Origin of the sequence: Nonomuraea soli, assembly GCF_013761175.1 — a bacterium.
In the GTDB taxonomy this organism is placed as follows: Bacteria; Actinomycetota; Actinomycetes; order Streptosporangiales; family Streptosporangiaceae; genus Nonomuraea; species Nonomuraea soli.
In genome coordinates, this window is record NZ_JACDUR010000001.1 from 1,105,819 (window position 1) to 1,127,768 (window position 21,950).

At 72.5% G+C, this 21,950-nt stretch carries 14 protein-coding genes; 3 read left to right on the forward strand and 11 right to left on the reverse strand.

Going from position 1 to position 21,950, the window contains the following annotated elements:
* Positions 1-84: 84 nt before the first annotated feature.
* Positions 85-3,594 (reverse strand): serine/threonine-protein kinase, encoded by a 3,510-nt coding sequence (locus HNR30_RS05250; RefSeq protein WP_181608480.1) that lies wholly within the window; start codon positions 3,592-3,594, stop codon positions 85-87.
* Between the two features lie 68 nt (positions 3,595-3,662).
* A complete protein-coding gene (locus tag HNR30_RS05255) occupies positions 3,663-4,229 on the reverse strand; it encodes a TetR/AcrR family transcriptional regulator (RefSeq protein WP_181608481.1) in 567 nt (188 codons plus the stop codon).
* A 279-nt stretch (positions 4,230-4,508) separates the two neighbouring features.
* Here HNR30_RS05255 and HNR30_RS05260 point away from each other — a divergent pair, with 279 nt between their 5' ends.
* Complete coding sequence (locus HNR30_RS05260; RefSeq protein ID WP_312894238.1) at positions 4,509-7,982, forward strand: M28 family peptidase; 3,474 nt, start codon at positions 4,509-4,511, stop codon at positions 7,980-7,982.
* On the opposite strand, the gene HNR30_RS49050 is transcribed toward HNR30_RS05260, so the two are convergent.
* From HNR30_RS49050 to HNR30_RS05280, 4 genes are all read right to left on the reverse strand, one after another.
* A complete protein-coding gene (locus HNR30_RS49050; RefSeq protein WP_181608483.1) occupies positions 7,979-10,768 on the reverse strand; it encodes an ATP-binding protein in 2,790 nt (929 codons plus the stop codon). The genes HNR30_RS05260 and HNR30_RS49050 overlap by 4 nt on opposite strands.
* Positions 10,769-10,899: 131 nt before the next feature.
* On the reverse strand, positions 10,900-13,071 hold the full coding sequence (locus HNR30_RS05270) for a transglycosylase domain-containing protein (protein ID WP_181608484.1): 2,172 nt from the start codon (positions 13,069-13,071) through the stop codon (positions 10,900-10,902).
* A gap of 30 nt (positions 13,072-13,101) precedes the next feature.
* Positions 13,102-14,424: a UDP-N-acetylglucosamine 1-carboxyvinyltransferase gene (murA, locus tag HNR30_RS05275; protein WP_181608485.1), complete on the reverse strand. Its 1,323-nt coding sequence runs from the start codon at positions 14,422-14,424 to the stop codon at positions 13,102-13,104.
* A gap of 4 nt (positions 14,425-14,428) precedes the next feature.
* Entirely contained in the window at positions 14,429-15,535 is a 1,107-nt protein-coding gene (locus HNR30_RS05280; RefSeq protein ID WP_181608486.1) for an FAD-dependent monooxygenase, read from the reverse strand.
* Positions 15,536-15,596: 61 nt separating this feature from the next.
* On the opposite strand from HNR30_RS05280, the gene HNR30_RS05285 reads away from it, so the two are divergent.
* Positions 15,597-16,523 (forward strand): TetR/AcrR family transcriptional regulator, encoded by a 927-nt coding sequence (locus HNR30_RS05285; protein WP_181608487.1) that lies wholly within the window; start codon positions 15,597-15,599, stop codon positions 16,521-16,523.
* A gap of 10 nt (positions 16,524-16,533) precedes the next feature.
* The gene (locus HNR30_RS05290) at positions 16,534-17,070 is read left to right on the forward strand and encodes a hypothetical protein (protein ID WP_246377158.1); all 537 of its coding nucleotides are present in this window, start codon (positions 16,534-16,536) and stop codon (positions 17,068-17,070) included.
* Here HNR30_RS05290 and HNR30_RS05295 read toward each other — a convergent pair.
* From HNR30_RS05295 to HNR30_RS05315, 5 genes are all read right to left on the reverse strand, one after another.
* Complete coding sequence (locus HNR30_RS05295; protein WP_312894239.1) at positions 17,054-17,755, reverse strand: response regulator; 702 nt, start codon at positions 17,753-17,755, stop codon at positions 17,054-17,056. The genes HNR30_RS05290 and HNR30_RS05295 overlap by 17 nt on opposite strands.
* On the reverse strand, positions 17,752-19,029 hold the full coding sequence (locus HNR30_RS05300; RefSeq protein ID WP_181608488.1) for a sensor histidine kinase: 1,278 nt from the start codon (positions 19,027-19,029) through the stop codon (positions 17,752-17,754). The genes HNR30_RS05295 and HNR30_RS05300 overlap by 4 nt, the downstream gene beginning before the upstream one ends.
* 16 nt (positions 19,030-19,045) lie before the next feature.
* The gene (locus HNR30_RS05305) at positions 19,046-19,606 is read right to left on the reverse strand and encodes a hypothetical protein (protein ID WP_181608489.1); all 561 of its coding nucleotides are present in this window, start codon (positions 19,604-19,606) and stop codon (positions 19,046-19,048) included.
* Positions 19,607-19,684: 78 nt separating this feature from the next.
* Entirely contained in the window at positions 19,685-21,055 is a 1,371-nt protein-coding gene (locus HNR30_RS05310) for an amidase (RefSeq protein ID WP_181608490.1), read from the reverse strand.
* A 64-nt stretch (positions 21,056-21,119) separates the two neighbouring features.
* On the reverse strand, positions 21,120-21,932 hold the full coding sequence (locus HNR30_RS05315) for an AraC family transcriptional regulator (RefSeq protein WP_246377159.1): 813 nt from the start codon (positions 21,930-21,932) through the stop codon (positions 21,120-21,122).
* Between the last annotated feature and the right edge of the window lie 18 nt (positions 21,933-21,950).

The following is a 21,950-nucleotide window of genomic DNA, read 5'->3' on the forward strand; positions in this document are numbered from 1 at the left end:
AGCCCCTCCGAGCCCCTGACGCCCGGACCCGCGACAGCCCCAGGACCCGCGACAGCCCCAGGACCCGCGACAGCCGCCGAGCGGTCAGCAGACGTCACGGTAGGGCACCCCCGGCAGGTGCTGCTCCCACTCACCCCGCGTCAGCTGCCGTCCCACGCGGGCGCACAGCAGCTCCACCGCTCGCTCGGCGTCCGTGATGTGCGAATACACGATGCCCGTGCTGGTCACGGCGTGCAGGGTGCGCCCGTCAGGGGAGAAGCCCAGCGCGAGCACGGAGTCGTCCCATCCAGGAAAGGCCAGGTCCGACACGGCCCCCGTGGGGGCGTCGAGCAGCCGGATGCGGTTGCCCCGGTCGGCCGTCGCCAGGGTGCGGCCGTCCGGGGCGGGGGCGGTGGAATCCACGCCGTCGGCCCCGGTGAGCGGGGATTCGAGCAGCCTGCCCGTCCCGAGCTCCACCTGGTGGAGGGCGTCGGCGGGCACGAGCGCGGATCGGGCGTCCGGGGTGAGCCCTGTCAGGCCGATGACAAGGTGGCTCGTGTCGGTGCGCCATCGGAGCCGCCCGGTGGCGGGGTCGATGAGGACGAGGCCGTCGTTGTCCAGCGCCACGAGTTCGGTGCCGTCCGGGGTGAAGGCGAACGGGCCCCGGACGCCGGGCGTGGTGTGGGCGCGCCGCCATCCGGAGGCTGCTGTCCAGGTCTGGGTGACGAGCTCCGCCCGGTGGCATCCGGGCGGGACGCGGTGGGCTCCGGAGGCGACCAGCGTCCTGCCGTCCGGGCTGAAGGCGACGGCCTGCTGCCCCCACGTGTCGCCCGGCCGGCGGGCGGGGCGGTCGACGAGACGGGCCACCTCGCGGCCGGTGCCGACCTCGCTGACGCGAACCGCGTCGTCGGGGGTGATGGCGGCCAGGAGGGTGCCGTCCGGGCTGAGGTCCACCTCACGGAACGGGTCGTCGCCTCCGGTGCAGGCGGACGTGCTCTTCGGCTCAGAGGAAGAGGAGCTGGGAGAGGTGTAGACGGTCGTGGGGCCGATCTGGCGGCGTGAGTGCAGGTCCCAGACGCGGATGCCGTCCGGTGCCGTCATGGCGATCCGGCCGGACCGCGTCGACAGGGCGGCGCCGGTGGCTTCCCCGCCCATGCCGTGCAGTCGCGGGGGAGCCGTGTAGGGGACGAGGTCGACGGCCAGCGGTTCGCCCGTCCTGGGCAGGATCACCAGGCTGCGGGCCTCCTGGGCGAAGGCCATCTCGTCGGCTGCCTGCGGCAGCGGGGACATGACGGTCGTCGAGCGGCCGGTGCGCAGATCCCACAACCGCACGCTCTGCCCGTCGGCGGTCGCCAGCCATCGGCCGCTCGCGTCGAGCGCGAACTGGTGGGTGATGTGACCGGCGCCTACGTGATCCACACGCTCGGCACCGGAGGAGGGGTCCCAGAAGCGGAGCTCGCCGTTGTTCGAGACGAGCGTGGTCCCGTCGGCGGTGAACCTCAGCCTGCGGACCTCCTGCTCGCTCGCCTGCTCGACCTCCTCGGCCGTCTCGGGCACCGTGAACGCGCGAGTCGTCCGCCCCGAGGCGAGGTCCACCAGTTCCACCCGCCGCCCTTCGACGGCGATGGCCAGCGTGGAGGCGTCGGGGGACAGGGCGACCGCCATGACGTTCTTCCTGGTCACGTCCGCCACCCGGTTGCCGCGCGTGAGGTCGAACACGGTGACCGGCCTGCCGGAGGCGTAGGTGAAGGTCGCCGCGCGGCGGCCGTCGGCGCTGAAGGCGGCGCTGTTGCCGGGCGCGGAATCCTCGCCGAGGAGCCTGCCGCTTCGCACGTCGTAGACGCGGGTGACGGTCTGCGACGCGTCGATGGTCAGGAGCGTGGAGGCGCCGGGGCTGAGGAAGGCGTTCGTGCAGCACCCGGGTGAGCCGATCGTGGCGACCCGGGTGCGCGAACCGGGGTCCCAGATCTCCGCCCGGTCGCTGTCCCACGACAGGACGCGGCCGTGGTCGGCGACCGCGAGATACGCCCCCTTGATCCCCAGCGCCACCTGCGGCTGAGCGAGTGACGACAGCACGCTCGTGCGCGCCTCGGCCACGGGCGAGATGCGCCAGGCGGCCACGCTGAGCAGTTGGGCGGTGGACGGGGCGAGGGTGCGCAGGGAGGGCACACGCGCCGCCAGGCCGCGGGCGATCGCCTCGTCGCGCTGGGCGACGACGACCCGGCGCTGGCTCTCGGCCAGCGTGGCCAGGACCGCTGTCAGCGACAGCAGCAGCGCGAGAGTGATCAGCAGGAGCCGGCGGCGCCGCACCCGCCGTCCGGCCAGGGCGGACGACGCTGCCAGGAAGTCTCGTTCGAGGGGGTTGAGCCTCAGGTTGCGCCTGGCTCCCGCCGCCCAGCGGTTGTCGCGTTCGAGCGCCGAGCCCTGGTCGAGGTCGGCGTCCCTGCGGCCGTTGGCCGCCCACATGCGCGCCGCCTCGCGCAGGCGGTGGTGGTCGGCCTGCCCGGGCCTTTCCTCGTCGAGCCAGCCGGTCAGCCGGGGCCAGGCCACCGGCAGGGCGGGGGCGGCGATGGCGACGCCGTCGCCGGACGTGGTCAGGATTCCGGCGCGCGCGAAAGCCTCGACGACGGCGCGTACGGCGGGGTCGTCGCCGAGTTCGTCCGTGGGCGCGGTCCTGAGCCGGTCGTCCGGGCCCAGTAATCGCAGCAGCACCCCGGCGGCCGCGGCCTGCTCGGCCGGGGGCAGCGCCCGGAAGACCCGCTCCGCGCGCTCGCCCAGCGGCGGATCCTCGGCGCTGTCGCGCGGGCCGATCACGCCGGCCGCCGCGCGTCCCGCCTCCATCAGGCGAGCCGGGTCCGGGCGGTGGTCGAGCAGCCGCAGGAGCAGGTCGCGGCTGTCCGGCCGGTCCTGGGGGTGTTCGGCCAGCCCGGACAGGACGAGCGAGCGCACGGGTTCCGGCAGCTCGGCATAGGGCGCGTGGGCCCGGTACGGCAGGCGGGCGGTGGCGGCGTAGAGGATCACGGCAGCCCAGCCGTACACGTCCGCCGCCTGACCTGCCGCCGAGCCGCGCAGCACCTCGGGTGCCATGTACACCGGCGTGCCGACGGGACCGTGGGCGCCGGAGGAGACCGGGCCGGTGAGCAGCCGGGCGATGCCGAAATCGATCACACGCGGACCGCCGGGGCCGAGCAGCACGTTGTCCGGCTTCAGGTCACGGTGCACGACCCCGGCGTTGTGAACGGCCACCATCGCGGTGGCCGTCCCCACGGCGAGCCGATACAGCTCCTCGCCGCGCAACGGCCCGTGCTCCTGGACGACCGCGCGCAGGCTGGGGCCGGGGACGAACTCGCTGACGAGGTACGGCCGGGCGGCGTCGAGATCGAACTCGATGATGCGGGCCGTACAGAAGGGAGCCACCCGCAGGAGCGCGGCCACCTCCCCGTTCATCGGGCGCAGCATGGCCACGTCGGCGTGAAGCACCTTGATCGCCACGCGGGCACGATCGGGGCCGTACCCCTCGAACACCACCCCCTGGCCGCCCGCGCCGAGCCGCCCCGCCAGGACGTAGCCGCCGATCCGCTGGGGATCGCCTTCGGCGAGCGGGCTGGCGGCCATGATTCATTCTGACGCGGGGTCCACGCGGGAGGAAGCCACGCCCGCTCCTCCGGAGCCGCGGGCGTGGCTCAGGTTCCCGCCTGCGGCAGTGCCGTACGCAGCCGGGCCTGGGCCTGGCGCATGCGGGTGCCCTCCAGTGCGAGCGCGGGGTCGAGCAGCGACTGGAACAGCAGGCCGTTGAACATCGCCAGCACCAGCCCGGCCGCGTCGTGGCCGGCCGGGTCGTCGCCCAGGCCGAGGACGGCGGCCAGCGCCGGGCGTGTGCGCAGGAAGCCGTCGGCGAGCAGGCTCCTGACCCGCTCGTCGTGCTGCGCCTTGGCCAGGGAGGTGAGCAGGTGGGCGGCCAGGCCGGAGCGGCGGCTCGTCTCCAGCAGGTCGCCCGCCCGGCGCGGCCGCTCGGGCTTCGGCACGGAGGTCAGCTCGTCGGCGATGCGCGACAGCCACCGGTCCAGGCCGAGGATGACGGCCTCGGTGATCAGGTCGTCCTTGGAGCCGAAGTGGTAGCTGATCGAGGCCGCGTTCGCGCCCGACTCCTCGGCGATCACCCGGGCCGTGATGCGCTCGGGAGGCAGGCGCTCCAGGCAGCGCAGGGTGCCCTCGATGAGGGCCAGGCGATTGCTGCGCTGCGGGCTCACCGGCGCGATTGTATGTGCATCCTCCCAGTCAGGACAGGCAGTAAGGAAGATCCCTCAGGGGGGCCTACGCACCGTTCCGAGGAGTACGTAATCCTCGGAGATCGCCCAGTGGGGCGGCTTTTACGTACGGATACCGATCCCGATACGGATGTCCTGCCACCCAGTGAGGATCTACGGTCAAGCCGCCAGGTGAGCCTAGCTCACCTCACCCCCCAGATAGCGTCCGCGCCTGCCCCCACGAGGGTCAGGCGCGGAGGCAACCATGAAAGGAGCTGGCGAGTGAGACGACAAGCCCTCCTCGCGGCTGTCGCCGGGCTGGCCACCACAGCCGCCCTGGCGATCTCCCCTGCCGCCGTGGCGGCGGCACCGCCGAAGGATCCCCGACCCAGCCTGACCGCAGCCGACCCCGGGGCGCGTGCCGCCGCGGCGGCCGACCAGGCCGTCTCCAGCGGCCTCGACGCCTTACGCAAGGGACCCGACGAGACCTACTGGCGCCGAGCCGTCACGGCCGGCGCCAGTGGCATGTTCTACGTCTCCTACGACAGGACCTACAAGGGCCTGCCCGTCGTGGGCGGCGACGCGGTCGTGGTGACCGACTCGGAAGGCAAGGTGCAGGACACCACCGCGGCCAGCGGGCCGAGCCCGGAGAACCTGGGCATCCGGCCCAGGGTCAACGCCGAGCGCGCGGCGAGGATCTCGCGCGGCAAGCTGGACAAGGTCGACCTGGCCGAGGCCCCGAGGCTGGTCGTACTGGCCTGGGGCGCGCAGCCGATCCTGGCCTGGGAGACCGTCGTGCACGGCGTCGCCGCGGGCAAGCCGAGCAAGCAGCACGTCTTCGTCGACGCCAGGTCGGGCGCGATCGCCGACTCCTACGACGAGGTGCGCCTGAGCAGCTTCGGCACGCGCGCCGCCGTCCAGGGGCCGGTCAGCGTCAAGGCGGGCGCGCAGAGCGCCCTGGCCGGCTCGGGCAGCGGCTACTACAACGGCAGCGTCACGATCGACACCAGCCAGGCCAGCGGCACCTACCGCATGGTCGACACCAGCCGTCCCGGCCTCCAGTGCGGCGGCCAGAACGGCTCGGCCTACACCGGTCCCGACGACGTCTGGGGCAACGGCCAGGGCACCAACCTGGAGACCGCCTGCGTCGACACGCTGTACGGCGCGCAGACCGAGTGGAAGATGCTCAGCGAGTGGCTCGGCCGCAACGGCATCGACGGCGCCGGCAGGGGCTTCCCGGCCCGCGTCGGCCTCGCGGACGTCAACGCCTACTGGAACGGCAGCTACACCAACTTCGGCCGCTCCCAGGACAGCCAGCGCCAGGTGACCCCGATGGACGTGGTCGCCCACGAGTACGGCCACGCCATCTTCCAGACGACGCCGGGCGGTGCCGGAAGCGGCAACGAGAACGGCGGCATCAACGAGGGCACCGGCGACATCTTCGGCGCGCTCACCGAGCACTACGCCGGCAACGCCAACGACCCGGCGGACTACGAGGTGGGCGAGGAGGTCAACCTCGTCGGCCAGGGCCCGATCAGGTACATGCACGACCCCAGCCGCGTCGGCGACCCGAACTGCTGGTCCAGCAGCATCCCCAACACCGAGGTGCACGCCGCGGCCGGACCGCTGAACCACTGGTTCTATCTGCTCGCCGAGGGTTCCAGCCCCGGCGGCGGCAAGCCGAACAGCCCGATCTGCTCCGGTGGACCTTCCTCTGTCACCGGAATCGGCATCCAGAAGGCCGGCAAGATCTTCATGGGCGCGCTCGGCCGTAAGACCTCGTCCTGGCGTTACGCCAACGTGCGCAGCGCCAGCCTGGCCGCGGCGGTGGAGCTCTACGGCGCCAACAGCGTCGAGTGCGCCACGACCAAGGCCGCCTGGAACGCGGTGAGCGTCCCGGTCCAGTCCGGCGAGCCCACCTGCCAGGCGCCGTCCCAGGACTTCTCGATCTCGACCAACCCGGCCTCGGGCACCGTCGAGCCGGGCCAGTCCGCCACCACCACGGTCGGCACCCAGACGACCTCGGGCAACGCGCAGACGGTGAACCTGACCGCGAGCGGCCTGCCCTCAGGGGCGAGCGCGAGCTTCAGCCCGGCCAGCGTGACCAGTGGCAACTCCAGCACGCTGACCATCTCCACGTCCGCACAGACCCCCGCGGGCACCTTCACGGTGACGATCACGGGCACCGGCCAGACGGCCACGCACACGGCCACCTACTCCCTGCGTGTCGGCTCCGGGCCATCCCCGACCGACCCGCCGGACATCAGCCTGGCCAACGTCAAGGCGCACGTGAACCAGTTCGGGACGATCGCCGCCAACAACGGCGGCAACCGTCGCTCGACGGGACCCGGCTACACCGCCAGCGTCACCTACATCGAGCAGAAGCTGCAGGCGGCCGGCTACACGACCAGGCGGCAGAACTGCGGCTCCACCTGCACCTCCGGCGCGGGACCCAACCTGATCGCGGACTGGCCGGGCGGTGACACCAACCAGGTGATCATGGCCGGCGCCCACCTCGACGGCGTCTCGGCCGGCCCCGGCATCAACGACAACGCGTCGGGCTCCAGCGCACTGCTGGAGGTCGCCCTGACGCTGGCCGCGAAGAACCCCACGATGGCCAAGCACGTCAGGTTCGGCTGGTGGAGTGACGAGGAGCAGGGCCTGAACGGCTCCGAGGGCTACGTGGCCTCCCTCACCACCGCCGAGCGGCAGGCGATCCAGGTCTACCACAACTACGACATGGTGGGCTCGCCCAACGGCGGCTACTTCATCAACAACATCACCACCACCGCGGCGCAGCACCTGAAGGCGTTCTACGACGCCCTCGGCCTGCAGCCGGAGGAGAACACCGAGGGCGCCAACCGCTCCGACGACGCCTCCTTCCGCAACGCGGGCATCGCCACCTCCGGTGTCGCCGCCGGCGCCAGCTACACCAAGACCACGGCGCAGGCGGCCAAGTGGGGCGGTACGGCCGGACAGGCCTACGACCGCTGCTACCACGCGGCGTGCGACACCGTCAGCAACATCAACGACACCGTGCTGGACCGGGCGGCCGACGCGGCGGCCTACGCGATCTGGAAGCTCGCCGTCGGGACCTCCACTCCCGGCCAGGACTTCTCCATCGCCACCAACCCGTCCAGCGGCAGCGTCCAGGCCGGCCAGGCGGTCACCACCCAGGTGACCACGCAGACGACCCAGGGCAACGCGCAGACGATCAACCTCAGCGCCTCCGGGCTGCCGAGCGGGGCCACCGCCTCGTTCAACCCGGCCAGCGTCACCAGCGGCAACGCCAGCACGCTGACGATCAGCACCACGGCCTCCACCCCCGCGGGGAGCTACCAGGTGACGATCACCGGCGCCGGTGCGAGCGGCAGCAAGACCACCGTCTACTCGCTGACCGTCCAGGGCACCCAGCCAGGGCGGACCTTCCGCAACGACACCAACTACACGATCCGCGACTACACCTACATCCAGTCGCCGATCACCTCCACCGCGACAGGGACGGCGCAGTCGCCGGTCCAGCTCTCGGTGACCAGCAACCACACCTGCATCGAGGACCTGGGGATCTGGCTGCGCGGCCCGAACGGCACGTGGTACCAGCTCCGGGCCCCCGGCGGCACCTCCTGCTCCGTCTTCGGCACCCGCACCTTCTCGGTGCCGGTGACCCAGCAGGCGGCCGGCACCTGGGTCCTGTACATCGAGGACGTCTACGCCGGTGACACCGGAATCCTGGACTGGTGGAGCATCACCGTCTAGTGATCGCCCGTCGTGGTTCCGGCTGACTGATCCTCAGCCGGAACCACGATCTCGGTTCTCGATCGCACGCCGAGTTTGCGCAGGAGGGTCGCGACGTGGGTCTCGACAGTGCGTCTCGACAGGAACAGCACCTCGGCGATCTCCTTGTTCGTACGGCCCAGCGCGACGAGGCGGGCGACCTCCCGTTCGCGCTGGGACAGCACCCCGGTGCGCCTGGGCGCGGGTGCGGCCACGCCGTACTCCCGCAGGGCGTGCCTGCACCGGGCGGCGTCCCTGGTCGCGCCCAGAGCCGCGAACCGTTCCGCCGCCTCGGCCAGCACGTTCGCCGCCGCCGTACGGTCACCCAGCGCCAGCAGCGCCCCCGCCTCGGCCTCGCCGGCCCTGGCGGCCGCGTACGGCTGGGGCATGGCGGCGTAGGCGCCGCGGGCCCTGGCGTAGTACTCGGCGGCCCGACGGGGATCGCCGGAGGCGAGCAGGCCGCGCGCGAGATGCAGCCCAGCGCCGGCCGAGGGCGCCATCTTGCCCTCGATGCCCTGCGCGAGCTCCTCGACCAGCACGGTGGCCTCGTGGGAGCGCTCCACGGCCAGGTAGGCCGAGACGGCGGCGGGCACCAGCTGGTCGCCCCAGGCCCACACCCCCTTGCGCCGCAGCCTCTCGACGGCCAGATCCGCCTCCCGCGCGGCCGCCTGCGGATTGCCCCTGGCCAGATGCAGTTCGATCATGCCCGCCCAGGCGGCGAAGACCATCGGCACGTAGATGGAGTCGGGCTGGTTGACCCCGGCGGCGGCCAGGTGGCTCTCGGCCTCGGTCCACTCGCCGGCGGCCATCGACAGCCAGCCCAGCACCAGATGCGCCTCGACGCCGCTGAAGGGCAGGTCGGCGGTCTCCTCGACCAGCGCGGCGGCCCGCGCGGCCAGTCCCTCCCACCGGCCGGTCATCCAGTCGATGCGCAGCGCCACCCCCTGCGCGAGGAAGGCGGGGAAGGGCGCACCCACCTCCTCGGCCAGCGGCATGCCGACGCTGCCGTACTCCTTGGCCAGGGTGAACAGGCCCAGCGTGGCCGACAGGTCGTACAGGTTGCAGTAGGCGCGGGCCACCTGGCGCCGCACGGCGGCCGACGGGTCGTGCACGGGCAGGCGCGGAGCCAGCTCCAGCACCTCGGGCGAGCCCATCGCCATCGCCAGCGCGGCCCGGTTGGCCTGCACGGCGGTGCTCTGCTCCGGGTCGCCGCCCGCGGCGGCCAGCCGTTCGGCCAGCGCCATCCATTCCTCCTGGACCGACACGTGCTCGCCGCCCCAGCCCGGCATGGCCAGGCTGGCCCAGCCGCGGGCGGCCAGCGCGGGCTGGTCCTCCAGCTCCCTCAGGGCTGCTTTGAGGACCGGGCGTCCGGTCGCCACCTCGCCGACCTGGAAGGAGAGCATCATGCCCAGCGCCAGCCTGGCCTCGCCGCGCAGGTCGCGCGAGAGCTCCTCGTCCGACAGCAGGTGGCGCAGCAGCCGGATCACCCGCCGGTGCGACAGTCCCGCGATCGCCAGCCTGCTCAGCTGCAGCACCAGGGGCGCGCGCTCGGAGGCGGGCAGGTCGGGATCGGCCAGCAGGCTCTCGATCACCTCGACGGCCAGCGGGGTGTCGCCGATCGCGGCGGCGCGTTGCGCGGCCGCCGTGCCGTACTCCAGCCACGCCTTCAGATCGCCCGCGCGCCGCGCGTGGAAGGTGAGCTGCACCAGCGGCGGCGGGTCGGCGTCGGCCAGGGCGGCCACGGCGCGCTCGTGGGCCTGGCGGCGCTCGGGGCCGGGGATGGTGGCGTAGGCGGCCTCCTGGGCGAGCGGGTGGCGGAAGCCGTAGCGGCCGTCGCCGTGCTCGTGCAGCACCCCCAGCCGCAGGGCCTCGACCAGGCCGTCCAGGTCGCCGGCGACGACGGCCAGCGGGCCCTCGCCGACCGGCAGGCGCAGGACGGCGGCGGCGCGGGCGACGGCCAGCCCGGCGGGGGACAGGCGGGCCAGCTGCTCGGCGGTGGCCTCGCGCAGCATCAGCGGGACCGGCAGCTGTTCCAGGCTCTGCTGCGGGCCCAGCGCCCGCACCACCTCCTCGACCAGGAACGGGATGCCGGAGGTGCGTTCGTGCAGGCGCCCGGCGAAGTCGGGCGGCAGGTCGGAGCGATGCAGGAGGGCGGCGGCCAGCAGGCCGACGTCGCGGGCGTCGAGCGGCTGGAGGGAGACGACGACGTTGGCGTAACCGAGGGGCAGCCCGGTGGCGGGCCGGCGGTAGGTCAGCACCAGGGCCAGGTCTTCGGGCGGGCGGCCGGTCAGGAACCGTAACAGGTCCTGGGTGCCGTCGTCGGCCCAGTGCAGGTCCTCGATGATCAGTACGGCGGGGCCGGCCGCGGCCAGCAGCTCGCGCACCGCCCGGAACAGCCGGTGGCGCTCGGCCCCCGGGTCGGCGAGCGGCGGCGGCGCGGGCGGCAGCACGGGCAGCAGCTCGGGCAGGTGCGCGTGGAGCGCCCCGGTGACGGGGCTGAGCTCGCCGAGCCGCTCCTGCGGCAGGTCGCGCAGCGCCTCGAAGACCGGCCCGTACGGGAACGGCTCGCGCAGCTGGTGGCAGTGGCCCAGGAGGAGGGTACGGCCGGGCCCGCAGGTCTGCGCCGCCGCGGCGCGCACCAGCCGGGTCTTGCCGATGCCCGGCTCGCCTTCGACCAGCGCGACGGAGGGCGGGTGGGTCATGACCTCCCGCAGGATCCGCATCTCGCCGTCGCGTCCGACCAGCCTGGCCGCGGCCACATCGCTCATCTACGACTCCGTGGGCTAGGGGACCCCCTCCGGAAGTTATCCACCCCCTGACACAGCGGGTCAATCCCGTCACATAACCGCGTTATTGCGATGCGGTGACGAAACCCTCAATGGAAGCGGAACGGAACAGGTCAGTGGCGACGGTACCAGCGAAGGCGGGGCAAACGGTCACGAACCCATCGCGGACTGTTCCCCCACCGCCGCGCCTCCGCGGCCCGGCGCTCCGCCTTGAGCGCCTTCTCCAGGCCCGGCGTGTGGCCGCCGCCGAATCGGCCCATGTCAGGCCCCACGAAGCCGGTGCCACGCGTGTCGCGCAACGCGCCCGCCATCGACGACACCCAGATCGGGCCGGGCAGCGCGGCGCCCTGGACGGAGCCGTAATAGCGGGAGCCGATCTGCACGCCGGTGAGCGGGTAGCGGTAGGAACCGCGGATGTCGCCCACGCTCACCGCCGCCGCCAGGTCCGGCGTGTATCCGGCGAACCAGGCGGAGGTGTAACCGTTGTTGGTGCCGGTCTTGCCCGCGGCCGGCCTGCCGATGCTCTGGCCCTTCATGGTGCCCTGCGAGAAGACACCGCGCAGCACGTGGTTGACCGCGTCCGCGACCTCGCGGTCCAGCGCCTGCTCGCAGGCGGGTGAGATCCGGGTGCGCTGTCCCTCACGGTCGAGGATCTCCACGATCGCCTGCGGGCGGCAGTAGCGGCCGCGGGCGCCGAACGAGGCGAACGACGCCGCCACGGTCACCGGGTCCATCTCGTTGACGCCCAGGGTGAAGGTGGGCACCTCGCGCAGCTTGCCGCCGTCGGCGCGGGCGATGCCCAGGGACCTGGCGGTCTGCACGACGTTGCAGAGCCCGACCTTGCGCTCCAGCATCATGTAGAAGATGTTGACCGACTTCCAGGTGCCGGTCGACAGGCTGTGCGGCCCGCCCTTGCCCTCGCCGCTGGCGTTGTAGATCTTGGCGTTGGGGTCGTTGACCGGGTGGCCCGAGCAGTCGCGGAAGCCCGCCGACGGCACGAACCTGCCCGGCGTGCCGAAGCCCTGGTTGAAACGCCAGCCCTGCTGCAGCGCGGTGGCCAGGGTGAAGACCTTGAACGTGGAGCCCGCCTGGAAGCCCATGCCGCCGCCGTGCGCCACGTCGGCGGGCAGGTTGTAGGTGGTGCGCGGCCCGTTGTTCTTGTTGCCGGGATTGCGGCCGAACTTCTTGCTGGCCGCCATCGCGCGGATCAGCCCGGTGCCCGGCTCGACCATGGCCTCGGCCGCCACCTCGGTGTCCTGCGGGCGCACCCGCGAGGAGATCGCCCGCTCCGCCGCCCGCTGGGCCGTGGGGTCGAGACTGGTCTTCAACACCAGGCCGCCGCGCGACAGGCGGCGGCGCCGCTCCTGGACGGTGTTGCCGAAGACCGGGTTGGACAGCAGCTCGCGCTGCACGTAGAGGCAGAAGAACGGATAGCGGCTGGCCTCGCAGCCACCCGGGACGGGCGTCATGCGCAGGCCCAGCGGAGCCCTCTTGGCCCCGGCCGCCGCCTTGGCGGTGATCACGCCGAGCTCGGCCATGCGGTCCAGGACGGTGTCGCGGCGCTCGGCCAGCTTCAGGCGCTGCTTGGAGCCCAGCGACGGGTCTGTCGAGAACGGGGTGCGCACCGCGCCGGCCAGCGTGGCCGCCTGGGGCAGCGACAGCCTGGCCGCCGGGACGGAGAAGAACCGGCTGGCAGCCGCCTCGATGCCGTAGGCGCCGGCGCCGAAGTAGGCGATGTTCAGGTACCGCTCCAGGATCTCGTCCTTGCGGTACTTCTCCTCCATCGCCAGGGCCAGGCGCAGCTCGCTGATCTTGCGGGCCAGGCTCGGCGCCGTCGCGTCCTTGCGCTCGGCGTCGGTCTCGGCATTCTCGACCAGGATGTTCTTGACGAGCTGCTGCGTCAGCGACGAGCCGCCCTGCCGTACCCCTCCGGCCTGGGTGTTGGTCAGGGCGGCGCGCAGCGTGCCCTTGATGTCGAGGCCGCCGTGCTCGTAGAAGCGGGCGTCCTCGATCGCGACGATGGCCTTGCGCATGACCGGCGAGACCTTCGACAGGGGCACGGTGGTCCTGTTGGCCTCGTAGAACTGCGCGAAGCGGCGGCCGTTCTTGTCGAGCAGGGTGGTGACCTGCGACAACGGCTCCTCCCGCGGGGCGGGCGGGAGGTCGACGAAGGTGGTGGCCACATTCCTGGCCGCGAGCCCGGCTCCGCCCACGGCCGGGATGACCAGCGCCGCGGCGAGCACTCCGCCGGCCGCTCCGGCCGCACCCAGTTTGATCACCTTCACAGAAGGTGATCTTTTACCGGGAGCCGCGGCTCAAACGCGGGGTGCCGTTCCTTTGCTCAGATTCAGGCCAAGCGAGACGAACTGTTCGAAGGGGTGGTGATAGCCGCGTTCGATGTGATGCACCCCGCGCAGCACCGACGCGCCGTCGGCCACCGCCGCCGCCAGAACCGCGGAGAAGCCCGCCCGGATGTCGGGCAGGGTCACGTCGGCGCCGCGCAGCTTGGACACGCCGCGCACGACCGCCGAGTGCTTGGCGTTGGTGTCGTGGTAGCGGCAGGCGGGACCGCCCAGGCACTGGTCGAACACCTCGATCTCGCAGCCCATCTTCTGCAGCGCGGGCACGTAGACCAGGCGGTTCTCGAAGACCGTCTCGTGCAGCACGCTCATGCCCTGCGACTGGGTGAACAGCACCATGAGCGGCGTCTGCCAGTCGGTCATGAAACCGGGATGGGTGTCGGTCTGCACGGCCGCCGAGCGCAGCCCCTCCGGCGGTTTGGTGGCGCAGAGGTACTCGTCGTTGATCTCGAACTGGGCGCCCATGCGCGCCAGCGTCGTGATCGCGGTCACCAGGCGGTCCTGGTGGCATCCGTGCACCCGCACCTCGCCGCCCGTCACCAGGCCCGCGGCCAGGTAGGAGAAGGCCTCGATGCGGTCGCCCGCGAGCCACGTCGAGGCGCCGTGCAGGCGCTCGACGCCCTCGATGACGATGCGGCGGTCGGGCGACAGCTCGATGAGCGCGCCCATACGCTGCAGGAACAGCGCCAGCTCCACGACCTCGGGTTCGGTGGCGGCGTTCTTCAGCACCGTCTTGCCCTCGGCCAGGACCGCCGACATCAGGATCGTCTCGGTGGCGCCCACGCTCGGGTACGGCAGGACGATCCGGGTGCCCTGCAGCCGCTTGGCCTTGGCGTAGACGCCCTTGTCGGAGATCTCGACCTCGGCGCCCATCTGCCGCAGCGCGTCGACGTGGAAGTCGATCGGGCGGCGGCCGATGGGGTCGCCGCCCACCAGCGGGACGAACGCCTCGCCCGCCAGGTGCAGCAGCGGGCCGAGCATCAGGATGGGGATGCGGTTGAGCCCGGTGTACTCGGCCGGGACCCGCGGGTTGATCTCCGGGCCGCGGGCGATGCGGATCTCCGAGTTGGAGATCTCCACCTCGATGCCGAGCGCCCGCAGCATGGCGGCGGTGATGTGCACCTCGCCCACCTCGGGGGCGTTGTGAATCGTGCTCTCCCCGCCGCCCAGCATGGCGGCGACCATGTGCTTGGAGACGCCGTTCTTGGAGCCCCGGACCACGACATCGCCGCGCAGCGGCCCGGAGGGCTCGATGTGCCAGACCTCTTCTTCGTTCACTCGCCTAAACGTAGTCCTTTAGGGTGATCAAAGCCGACACCTCGTCCACCGACGGCGGCGCGCCCTCCTGGTTGCGCTGCCAGACGTTCATGCGCAGGGCGAAGTCCTGGTTGGCCTCGCTGAAGGGGCGCATGACCTTCTCGTAGCCCGCCTGGCCCTCGCCCCTGGCGAGCTCACCTGCGAGGACGTAGGCGCCGACGAGGGCCATGCTGGTGCCCTGGCCCGACAGCGGCGAGCCGCAGTAGCCCGCGTCGCCGATCAGCGTCACCCGGCCGGTGGACCAGGAGTCCATGCGGATCTGCGCCATCGCGTCGAAGTGGAAGTCCGTGGACCTGCGCATCTCGGCGAGCAGCCGGGGCACCACCCAGCCGTCGTCGGCGAAGCGCTCCTCCAGCAGGCGCCTGGGCGTCTCGGTGTCGCGGTGGTCGAGGCCGAGGGGCGGCGAGAAGAAGCCCATGACCGCCCTGGCCTCCCGGTTGCCGCGCACGGTGTACAGCCCGCACATGCGGTCGTCGTGCCGGTGGAAGGTCTGCCAGCTGTCCAGATCGAGGAAGTTGGGGACGCTGAAGACGGCCAGGTAGGTGTCGAGGTGGTGCAGGTAGCGCTGCTCGGGGCCGAAGGCCAGGCGGCGCACGGTCGAGTGCATGCCGTCGGCGCCCACGATCAGGTCGAAGCTCTCCGGCGCGTGCTTCTCGAAGGTGACGTGGCCGGTACCGGCGTCGACGGAGGTGATCGTGTCGTCGAAGAGGTAGCGGGTGGAGCCCCGGGTGGCCTCGTAGAGGATGTCCGCCAGGTCGTCGCGGAGGATCTCGATGTCGGGGTTGTCGATCACGCCGCCGGTCAGGGTGGCCTGGGTGTCGCGGAATAGCTCCGTGCCCTCGCCGTCCACGAACGACATGCCCTCCATGTGCACGGCCGCCTCGCGCAGCTCCCGCATCAGGCCCATGCGCTCGATGACGGTCAGGGCGGTGCCGCGCACGTCGACGGCCTGGCCGCCGGGGCGGATGCCGGGGGCGCGCTCGACGATCGTGGTGGTGTAGCCGTAGCGGTTGAGCCAGAAGGCCAGGGCGGGTCCCGCGATGCTCGCGCCGGAAATCAGAACGTTTCTCATGTCGATGAAGGTACGGCGTACCTTGTAGGCGTCACAACTGGTCTGTACTAGGATAAGGCAGGTGGCTGTACTAGGACAGAGGTATCAGGAGATCGCCGCCGACCTGCGGCGCGGCCTCGGCGGGCCGGGGGAGCCGGTGCCCTCCACCCGGCAGGTGGTGCGCACGTACGGCGTCGCGCTGGCCACCGCGGCCAGGGCCCTCGACGTGCTCAGACAGGAAGGGCTGATCGAGGCGGTGCCCAGGGTCGGATACGTCGTCGCCGCCCCGGCGAAACGGCGCCCGCGACGACGCGACCACGCCGAGCTCGTCTTCGACCGCATCGTGGCGGCGGCCCTGGACCTGGCCGACGAGGAGGGACTCGACGCGGTCTCCATCCGCGGCGTCGCCGGACGCCTCGGCGTGCCCGCCATGTCGCTGCACCGGCACATCGGCGACAAGGAGACGCTCGTCCTGGCCCTGGCCGACGCCGCCTTCGGCGACCTGGTGCTGCCCGCCGACCCCGGGGGCGGCTGGCGTGCGCGGCTGGAGGCGTCGGCCCGCGCGCAGTGGCAGCTGTATCGCAGGCGGCCCTGGCTGGCCCAGCTCAACCCCCTCGGCCGTCCCGTCCCCTCGCTCAACCTGCTGCGACACGCCGACTGGCTGATGGCCTCGCTCGTCGACCTCGGCCTGACCCCCGAGACCCAGATGACCATGCACATCACGCTGTTCAACTACGTGCGCGGCATCGCCGTCAACCTGGAGGCCGAGGCCAGGGCGCAGGCGGAGAGCGGGCTGAGCGAGGACGAGTGGCTCGAGCGGCAGACCTTCCCCGACGTGGTCGCCTCGGGCGAGTTCCCCAGCTTCACCCGCGTCGTGGGCGCCCTCGCCGAGGGCTACGACTTCGACCTGGATCACCTGTTCGGCTTCGGGCTCGCCGCGCTGCTGGAGGGATTTGCCGGGGTTGTCCGCGAGGCGGGTTACCATCGGGAAGGTCCTGACCCTTCCTGAGGAGCGTGGCGTGCGGCGGCAAGTGCGGGCGTTCGCGGTGACCGTCGGCGTACTCGCCGCGCTCGGAGCCGTCGCCGGGCTGACCTGGTCATGGGTGGCGCCGCGCGCGCCCTACCTCCCGACCGACAGGGGCCTGATCCTCGCCGACCCCACCACCCAGGCGCTGATCGCCGCCGACGGCTGGTTCGCGATCATCACCGGCGTGCTCGGCCTGGCCTGCGGCATGGTCGCCTGGTGGCGCGGCCGCGAGACCGGCCTGGCGGTGGTGCTGGGACTGGCCGCCGGAGGCGTGCTGGCCTCGTTCGTGACCTACTGGGTGGGCACCCGCTTCACCGTCGGAGCCGCCACCGTCGCCGCGGCCGCACCCGGCCTCGACGTCGTCGGCGGGCTCGACCTCACCACCCAGAGCGTCCTGGTGAGCTGGGCGTTCATGGCGCTGGCCGTCTACGCCGCCATCGAGGGCGTGCTGCTCTACCGGCGTTCGCCGCTGCGCCAGCCCTATGGCGCGCAACCCTACAACGGGGGCATCGCTAGGCTCCCGGAGTGACCAGCCCCGACTCGTAGGCGGCGATCACCGCCTGCACCCGGTCACGCAGGCCCAGCTTGGTCAGCAGGTTGCTGACGTGCGTCTTGACCGTGTGCTCGCTGAGGACCATCGTCTCGGCGATCTCCGCGTTCGACAGCCCCCGGGCGATCAGCTCCAGCGTCTGACGCTCGCGCTGCGTCAGGACGGCCAGGCGGCCGGGCGAGAGCGTCCCGGAGGCCGGCCTGGCGGCGAAGTGGGCGATCAGCTTGGTGGTGATCGCCGGGGCGAGCAACGACTCGCCCGCCGCCACCACCCGCACCGCGTGCACCAGGTCGTCGCGGCGCACGTCCTTGAGCAGGAAGCCGCTCACCCCGGCACGCAGGGCGTCGTAGACGTAGTCGTCGAGGTCGAAGGTGGTCAGCATGATCACCTTGGTATCGCCTCTGGCGCACACGATCCTGGCCGCCTCCAGGCCGTCCATCCTGGGCATGCGGATGTCCAGGAGCAGGATGTCGGGGCGGTGCTCGTCGACCAGGGCGATCGCCTCCAGGCCGTCACCCGCCTCGGCCACCACCTCCAGGCCGGGCTGGGCGTCGAGGATCATCGCGAAGCCGCCCCTGACGAGCTCCTGGTCGTCGGCGACGACCACCCGCACCGTCGCGCCGGCCAGATTGGCCGGGTTGGCCGAGGCCCGCTCGTGGCTCACGGGCGTGCCACTTCGCTGGTAGCGTCAGCGGCTCCGGCCGCCGGGCGCGCTTCCCCGGTCTCCGCGTCGCCCGCTTCGGTCGCGCGTGGGTCCTCGGTCTCTTCCTCGGTCGCGGCTCCGGCCGCTTCGGTCGCCGGGCGGGTGGTCGGGCGGTTCAGCGGGAGCCGTACGAGCACCTCGAAGCCCCGGCCGTCGCCGCGGGGGCCGGCGGTGGCCGAGCCGCCGCAGGCCGCGGCGCGTTCGCGGATGCCGATCAGCCCGTGGCCGCCCGAGGGCGGCGCGGCGCCGGCGCCGTTGTCGATGATGCTCAGCATCAGGTCCTCGTTCTCCCACTCCAGGCGGACGACGGCGCGGGTGGCGCCGCTGTGCTTGACGACATTGGTGAGCGCTTCCTGGACGATGCGGTAGGCGGCCACCTCGCCGTCGGGGGTGAGGCCGCCGGGCTCGCCGGCGCGGGTGAGGACGACCGTGACCCCGGGCACCTGCTCCACGAGCGCGTCCAGGCCGTCCAGCGTCGGCTGCGGCTCCAGCCCTGCCTGTCCAGGCTCCTCCTTGAGGACTCCCAGCAGGCGGCGCAGCTGCACCATGGCGTCGCGGCCGGTCTCGGCGATGGCGTCGAAGGCGCGCTCGGCCCGGCCGGGATCGGTGCGCACCACGACCGGGCCCGCCTCTGCCTGCACCACCATGAGCGCCACCGCGTGCGCCAGGATGTCGTGCATGTCGCGGGCGATCCGCGCCCGTTCACGCTCGGCGGCCCGCTCGGCCTCCAGGCGCCTGGCGTGCTCCAGCCGCTCCGCCTTCTCCTCCAGCTCGGCCGCGTGGGCGCGGGAGGCGGCCGAGGCCCGGCCCAGGGCGTAGGCCGCCACGCCGAGCACGGTGCCGCGGACGAGTGTGTCGGATGAGCCGACGGTGAGGGCGCCACCGGCCAGGGTGACCGCGGCGATGGCGATGCGCGGCAGGAAGGCGCAGTGCGCGGCGACCGTGTACATCGCCAGCAGCGGGCCGTACCAGACCGGCTGGGGGGCGGCGTGGTCGGCCAGGTCGTACATGCCGCTGAACACGGTCGTGACGATGGCCACCGTGATCGGGGCCAGGCGGCGCACGACCAGCGGCAGCGAGGCGCCGCACGCCGCCGCGTACCCCCACCAGTGCCAGGCGACACCGTCGGGCGGGACGCGGGTCAGCAGCGGCCAGAGCTGGACGACCAGGACCAGCCCTGCGAGGCCGCCGTCGAGCCACAGCGGCGGGATCCTGGTCCTGAGCGTCGCGATCATCGCCGTCCATTGTGGACTAGGCGGACGCAAACCGGCGCTCCCGTACGAGGGGGACAAAAGCGACGAGCATCAGGATTCCGGCCAGGGGGAGCAGGTCCAGGCTCACGATCGGCAGCGCCACGGAGACCGCGACGGCGACCGGCGACCAGACCGGCATCCGCCGGGCCACCGCCAGCTGGACCGCCAGCGCGAGCAGGGCCAGGTAGAACAGGATCGGCCCGAAGGCGTAGACGACCGGGACGACGCCCGGCACCGACTGGACCTGGTCGAACAGGGCGCTCATCTCGGCCTTGTCGGCGGCCATCAGCCCGACCGCGATGTCGATGACGAACTGCGCCGCCGCCGCCGCGATCCCGGCGAACCCGGCGGCCACGGTGACGGTGGCGGCGGTTGTACGGCCCAGCGCGGAACGCATGCCCAGGAAGACCGGTACGAACAGCGCCAGGGCGGCGAGGAAGGCCAGATGGCCGAGCGTCCACAGGGCGCCGGGGCCGCGGGCGCCGTCGAGGCCGTCGAGCAGACGGATCAGGCCGTAGGCGGTGACGAGGGCGGGGGCGAGGACGAAGGGGAGTCTCATGCCCCTCATCCTGGGTTTCCGCCCTCGTCCGGCGGATCGCCGGTGCGGCCCCATCCACGACTCACTCTTGAGAGTGAGTCACAGTGCCGGGCGCCGCGTGCCGTACCCCGTGACCTGCTCGAACGCGCGGGCGAAGCGCAGCACCGTCGCGTCGGCGAAGGGCCGGCCGACGATCTGCACCCCGACGGGCAGGCCGGACTCGGTGAACCCGGCGGGCACGCTCGCGGCCGGGGCGTGCAGCACGCTGACCCAGTAGGCCGAGCGCATCCAGGCCAGGTAGTCGGGCATCGGATCGCCGTCGACCTCGGTGACGTACGGCTGCTCGACCGGGAAGGGCGGCACCTGGCTGACCGGCGCGATCAGCACGTCGTAGGTGTCGAAGAAGGCGGCCATGCGCTGGTAGAGGCCGGTACGCAGCTGCTCGGCGCGGGCCAGGTCGTCGCCGGTGACGCGCCTGCCCTGCTCGACGTTCCAGGCGATGTTGGGCCCCGGATCCCGCAGCCCGGAGAAGTTCATCGCGTAGCTCCAGGCCCGGTAGACGCGGAAGGCGTCCTCGGCGTCCGACAGGTCGAGGTCGACCTGCTCGACGTGGGCGCCCAGGCTCTCGAAGACCCGCGGCGCGGTGGCGGTGACGGCGGCGGTGGCCGGGTCGACCGGCAGGCCGCCCAGGTCGGGGGAGTAGGCGACGCGCAGGCCCTGCACCGACAGCTCAGGGTCCGGGGCGAAGGGCTCGGTGATCGCGTACGGCGAGCCGGGGTGGAAACCGGAGATCACCTGGAACATGAGCACGAGGTCGTCCACGGTCCTGGCCATGGGACCGAGTGTCGCCAGCGTGAACCAGGCCGCCCTGTCGGCGATGTCGGGCACCCGGCCGGGCGTCGGCCGCAGGCCCACCACGTTGCAGAACGAGGCGGGGTTGCGCAGCGAGCCGCCCATGTCGGAGCCGTCGGCCAGGGGGACCATCCCGGATGCCAGCGCCGCCGCCGCGCCGCCGCTGCTGCCGCCCGCGCTCCTGGAGCGGTCGTAGGGGTTGCGGGTGGCGCCGAACACCTCGTTGACCGTGTGCGAGCCGGTGCCGAACTCGGGCGTGTTGGTCTTGCCGACCGTGATCGCGCCCGCCGCCCTGAGGCGGGTGACGATCAGGTCGTCGGACTCGGGCACGTGATCGGCGAACTGCAGCGAGCCGTACGTGGTGCGGATGCCGGCGGTGTCGACCAGGTCCTTGTGGGCGATCGGCAGGCCGTGGAGCGGGCCGCGCGGGACGGACGTGTCGGCCTCCTTCGCGCGTTCCAGCGCGCTCTCCGCGGTCAGCGTCACGATCGCGTTGACGCCCGGGTTGACCTGCTCGATCCGGTCCAGATGCGCCTGGACCAGCTCGACGGCGCTCACCTGGCGGGTGCGGATCAGCCTGGCCTGCTCGACGGCGCTCATGTAGTGCAGTTCGCTCACCTGTCCGATCCTGCCTCACGGGCCGGTGGCGGAACGATGGCAGGGTTTGCCGAGATGTCGTGATCTACATTGTAAAGGCGCGGCCCGGGGTGTGGCCGAAGGCCTGCTTGTAGACGTGGATGAAGGCGCTCGCCGAGGCCCAGCCGCAGCGGTGGGCGACCGTGGTGACCTGCGCGCCCTCGGCCAGCAGGAGCAGGGCGCGGTGCAGGCGCAACTGGGTGCGCCACTGGGGGAAGGTCATGCCCAGGTCGCGGCGGAACAGGCGGGCCAGCGTACGGCCGCTGGCGCCGGCGACCCTGCCGAGCTCGTCCAGGGTGCGCTCGTCGGCCGGGTCGTCGTGCAGGAGGCGGCAGAGCCGGGCCAGGCGAGGATCGGCGGGGGAGGGCAGGTGCACGGGCTGCCGGGGGGCCAGGTGGAGGCGGTCGAGCAGGACGGCCCGCAACCTGTCCCGCTGCGGGCCCTCGAAGGCGCTGCCGCTGCCGGTTGCGGTGTCGGTGTCGCTGTCGGTGTCGCTGTCGGTGTAGGCCAGGATCAGCTCGCGCAGCAGCGGGTCGACCGACAGGACGGCGGGCCGGTCAAGCGGCAGCCGCCACCCGGCGGCCACGTCGCCCGGCGATTCGTGCACGAGATCCTGAGTCACCATCTCGCCCGGGAGGCCGATCAGGCGGAGCTCGGTGGAGCCGTGGGCGCGGTGCTCGTGGACGGTCCCGGCCGGGATCCACAACGCCCTGCTGGGCGGGGCCACCCAGCTGCCCGCCTCGGTGATCACCTCGATCACCCCGCTGCGGGCGTGGACGATCTGGTGGTCGTCGTGCCGGTGGGCGTCGATCCCGGTGCCGGGCGCGAGGCGGCGGCTCCCGGTGGGGGCAACCGGCATGTGGCGAGAATTCGACAT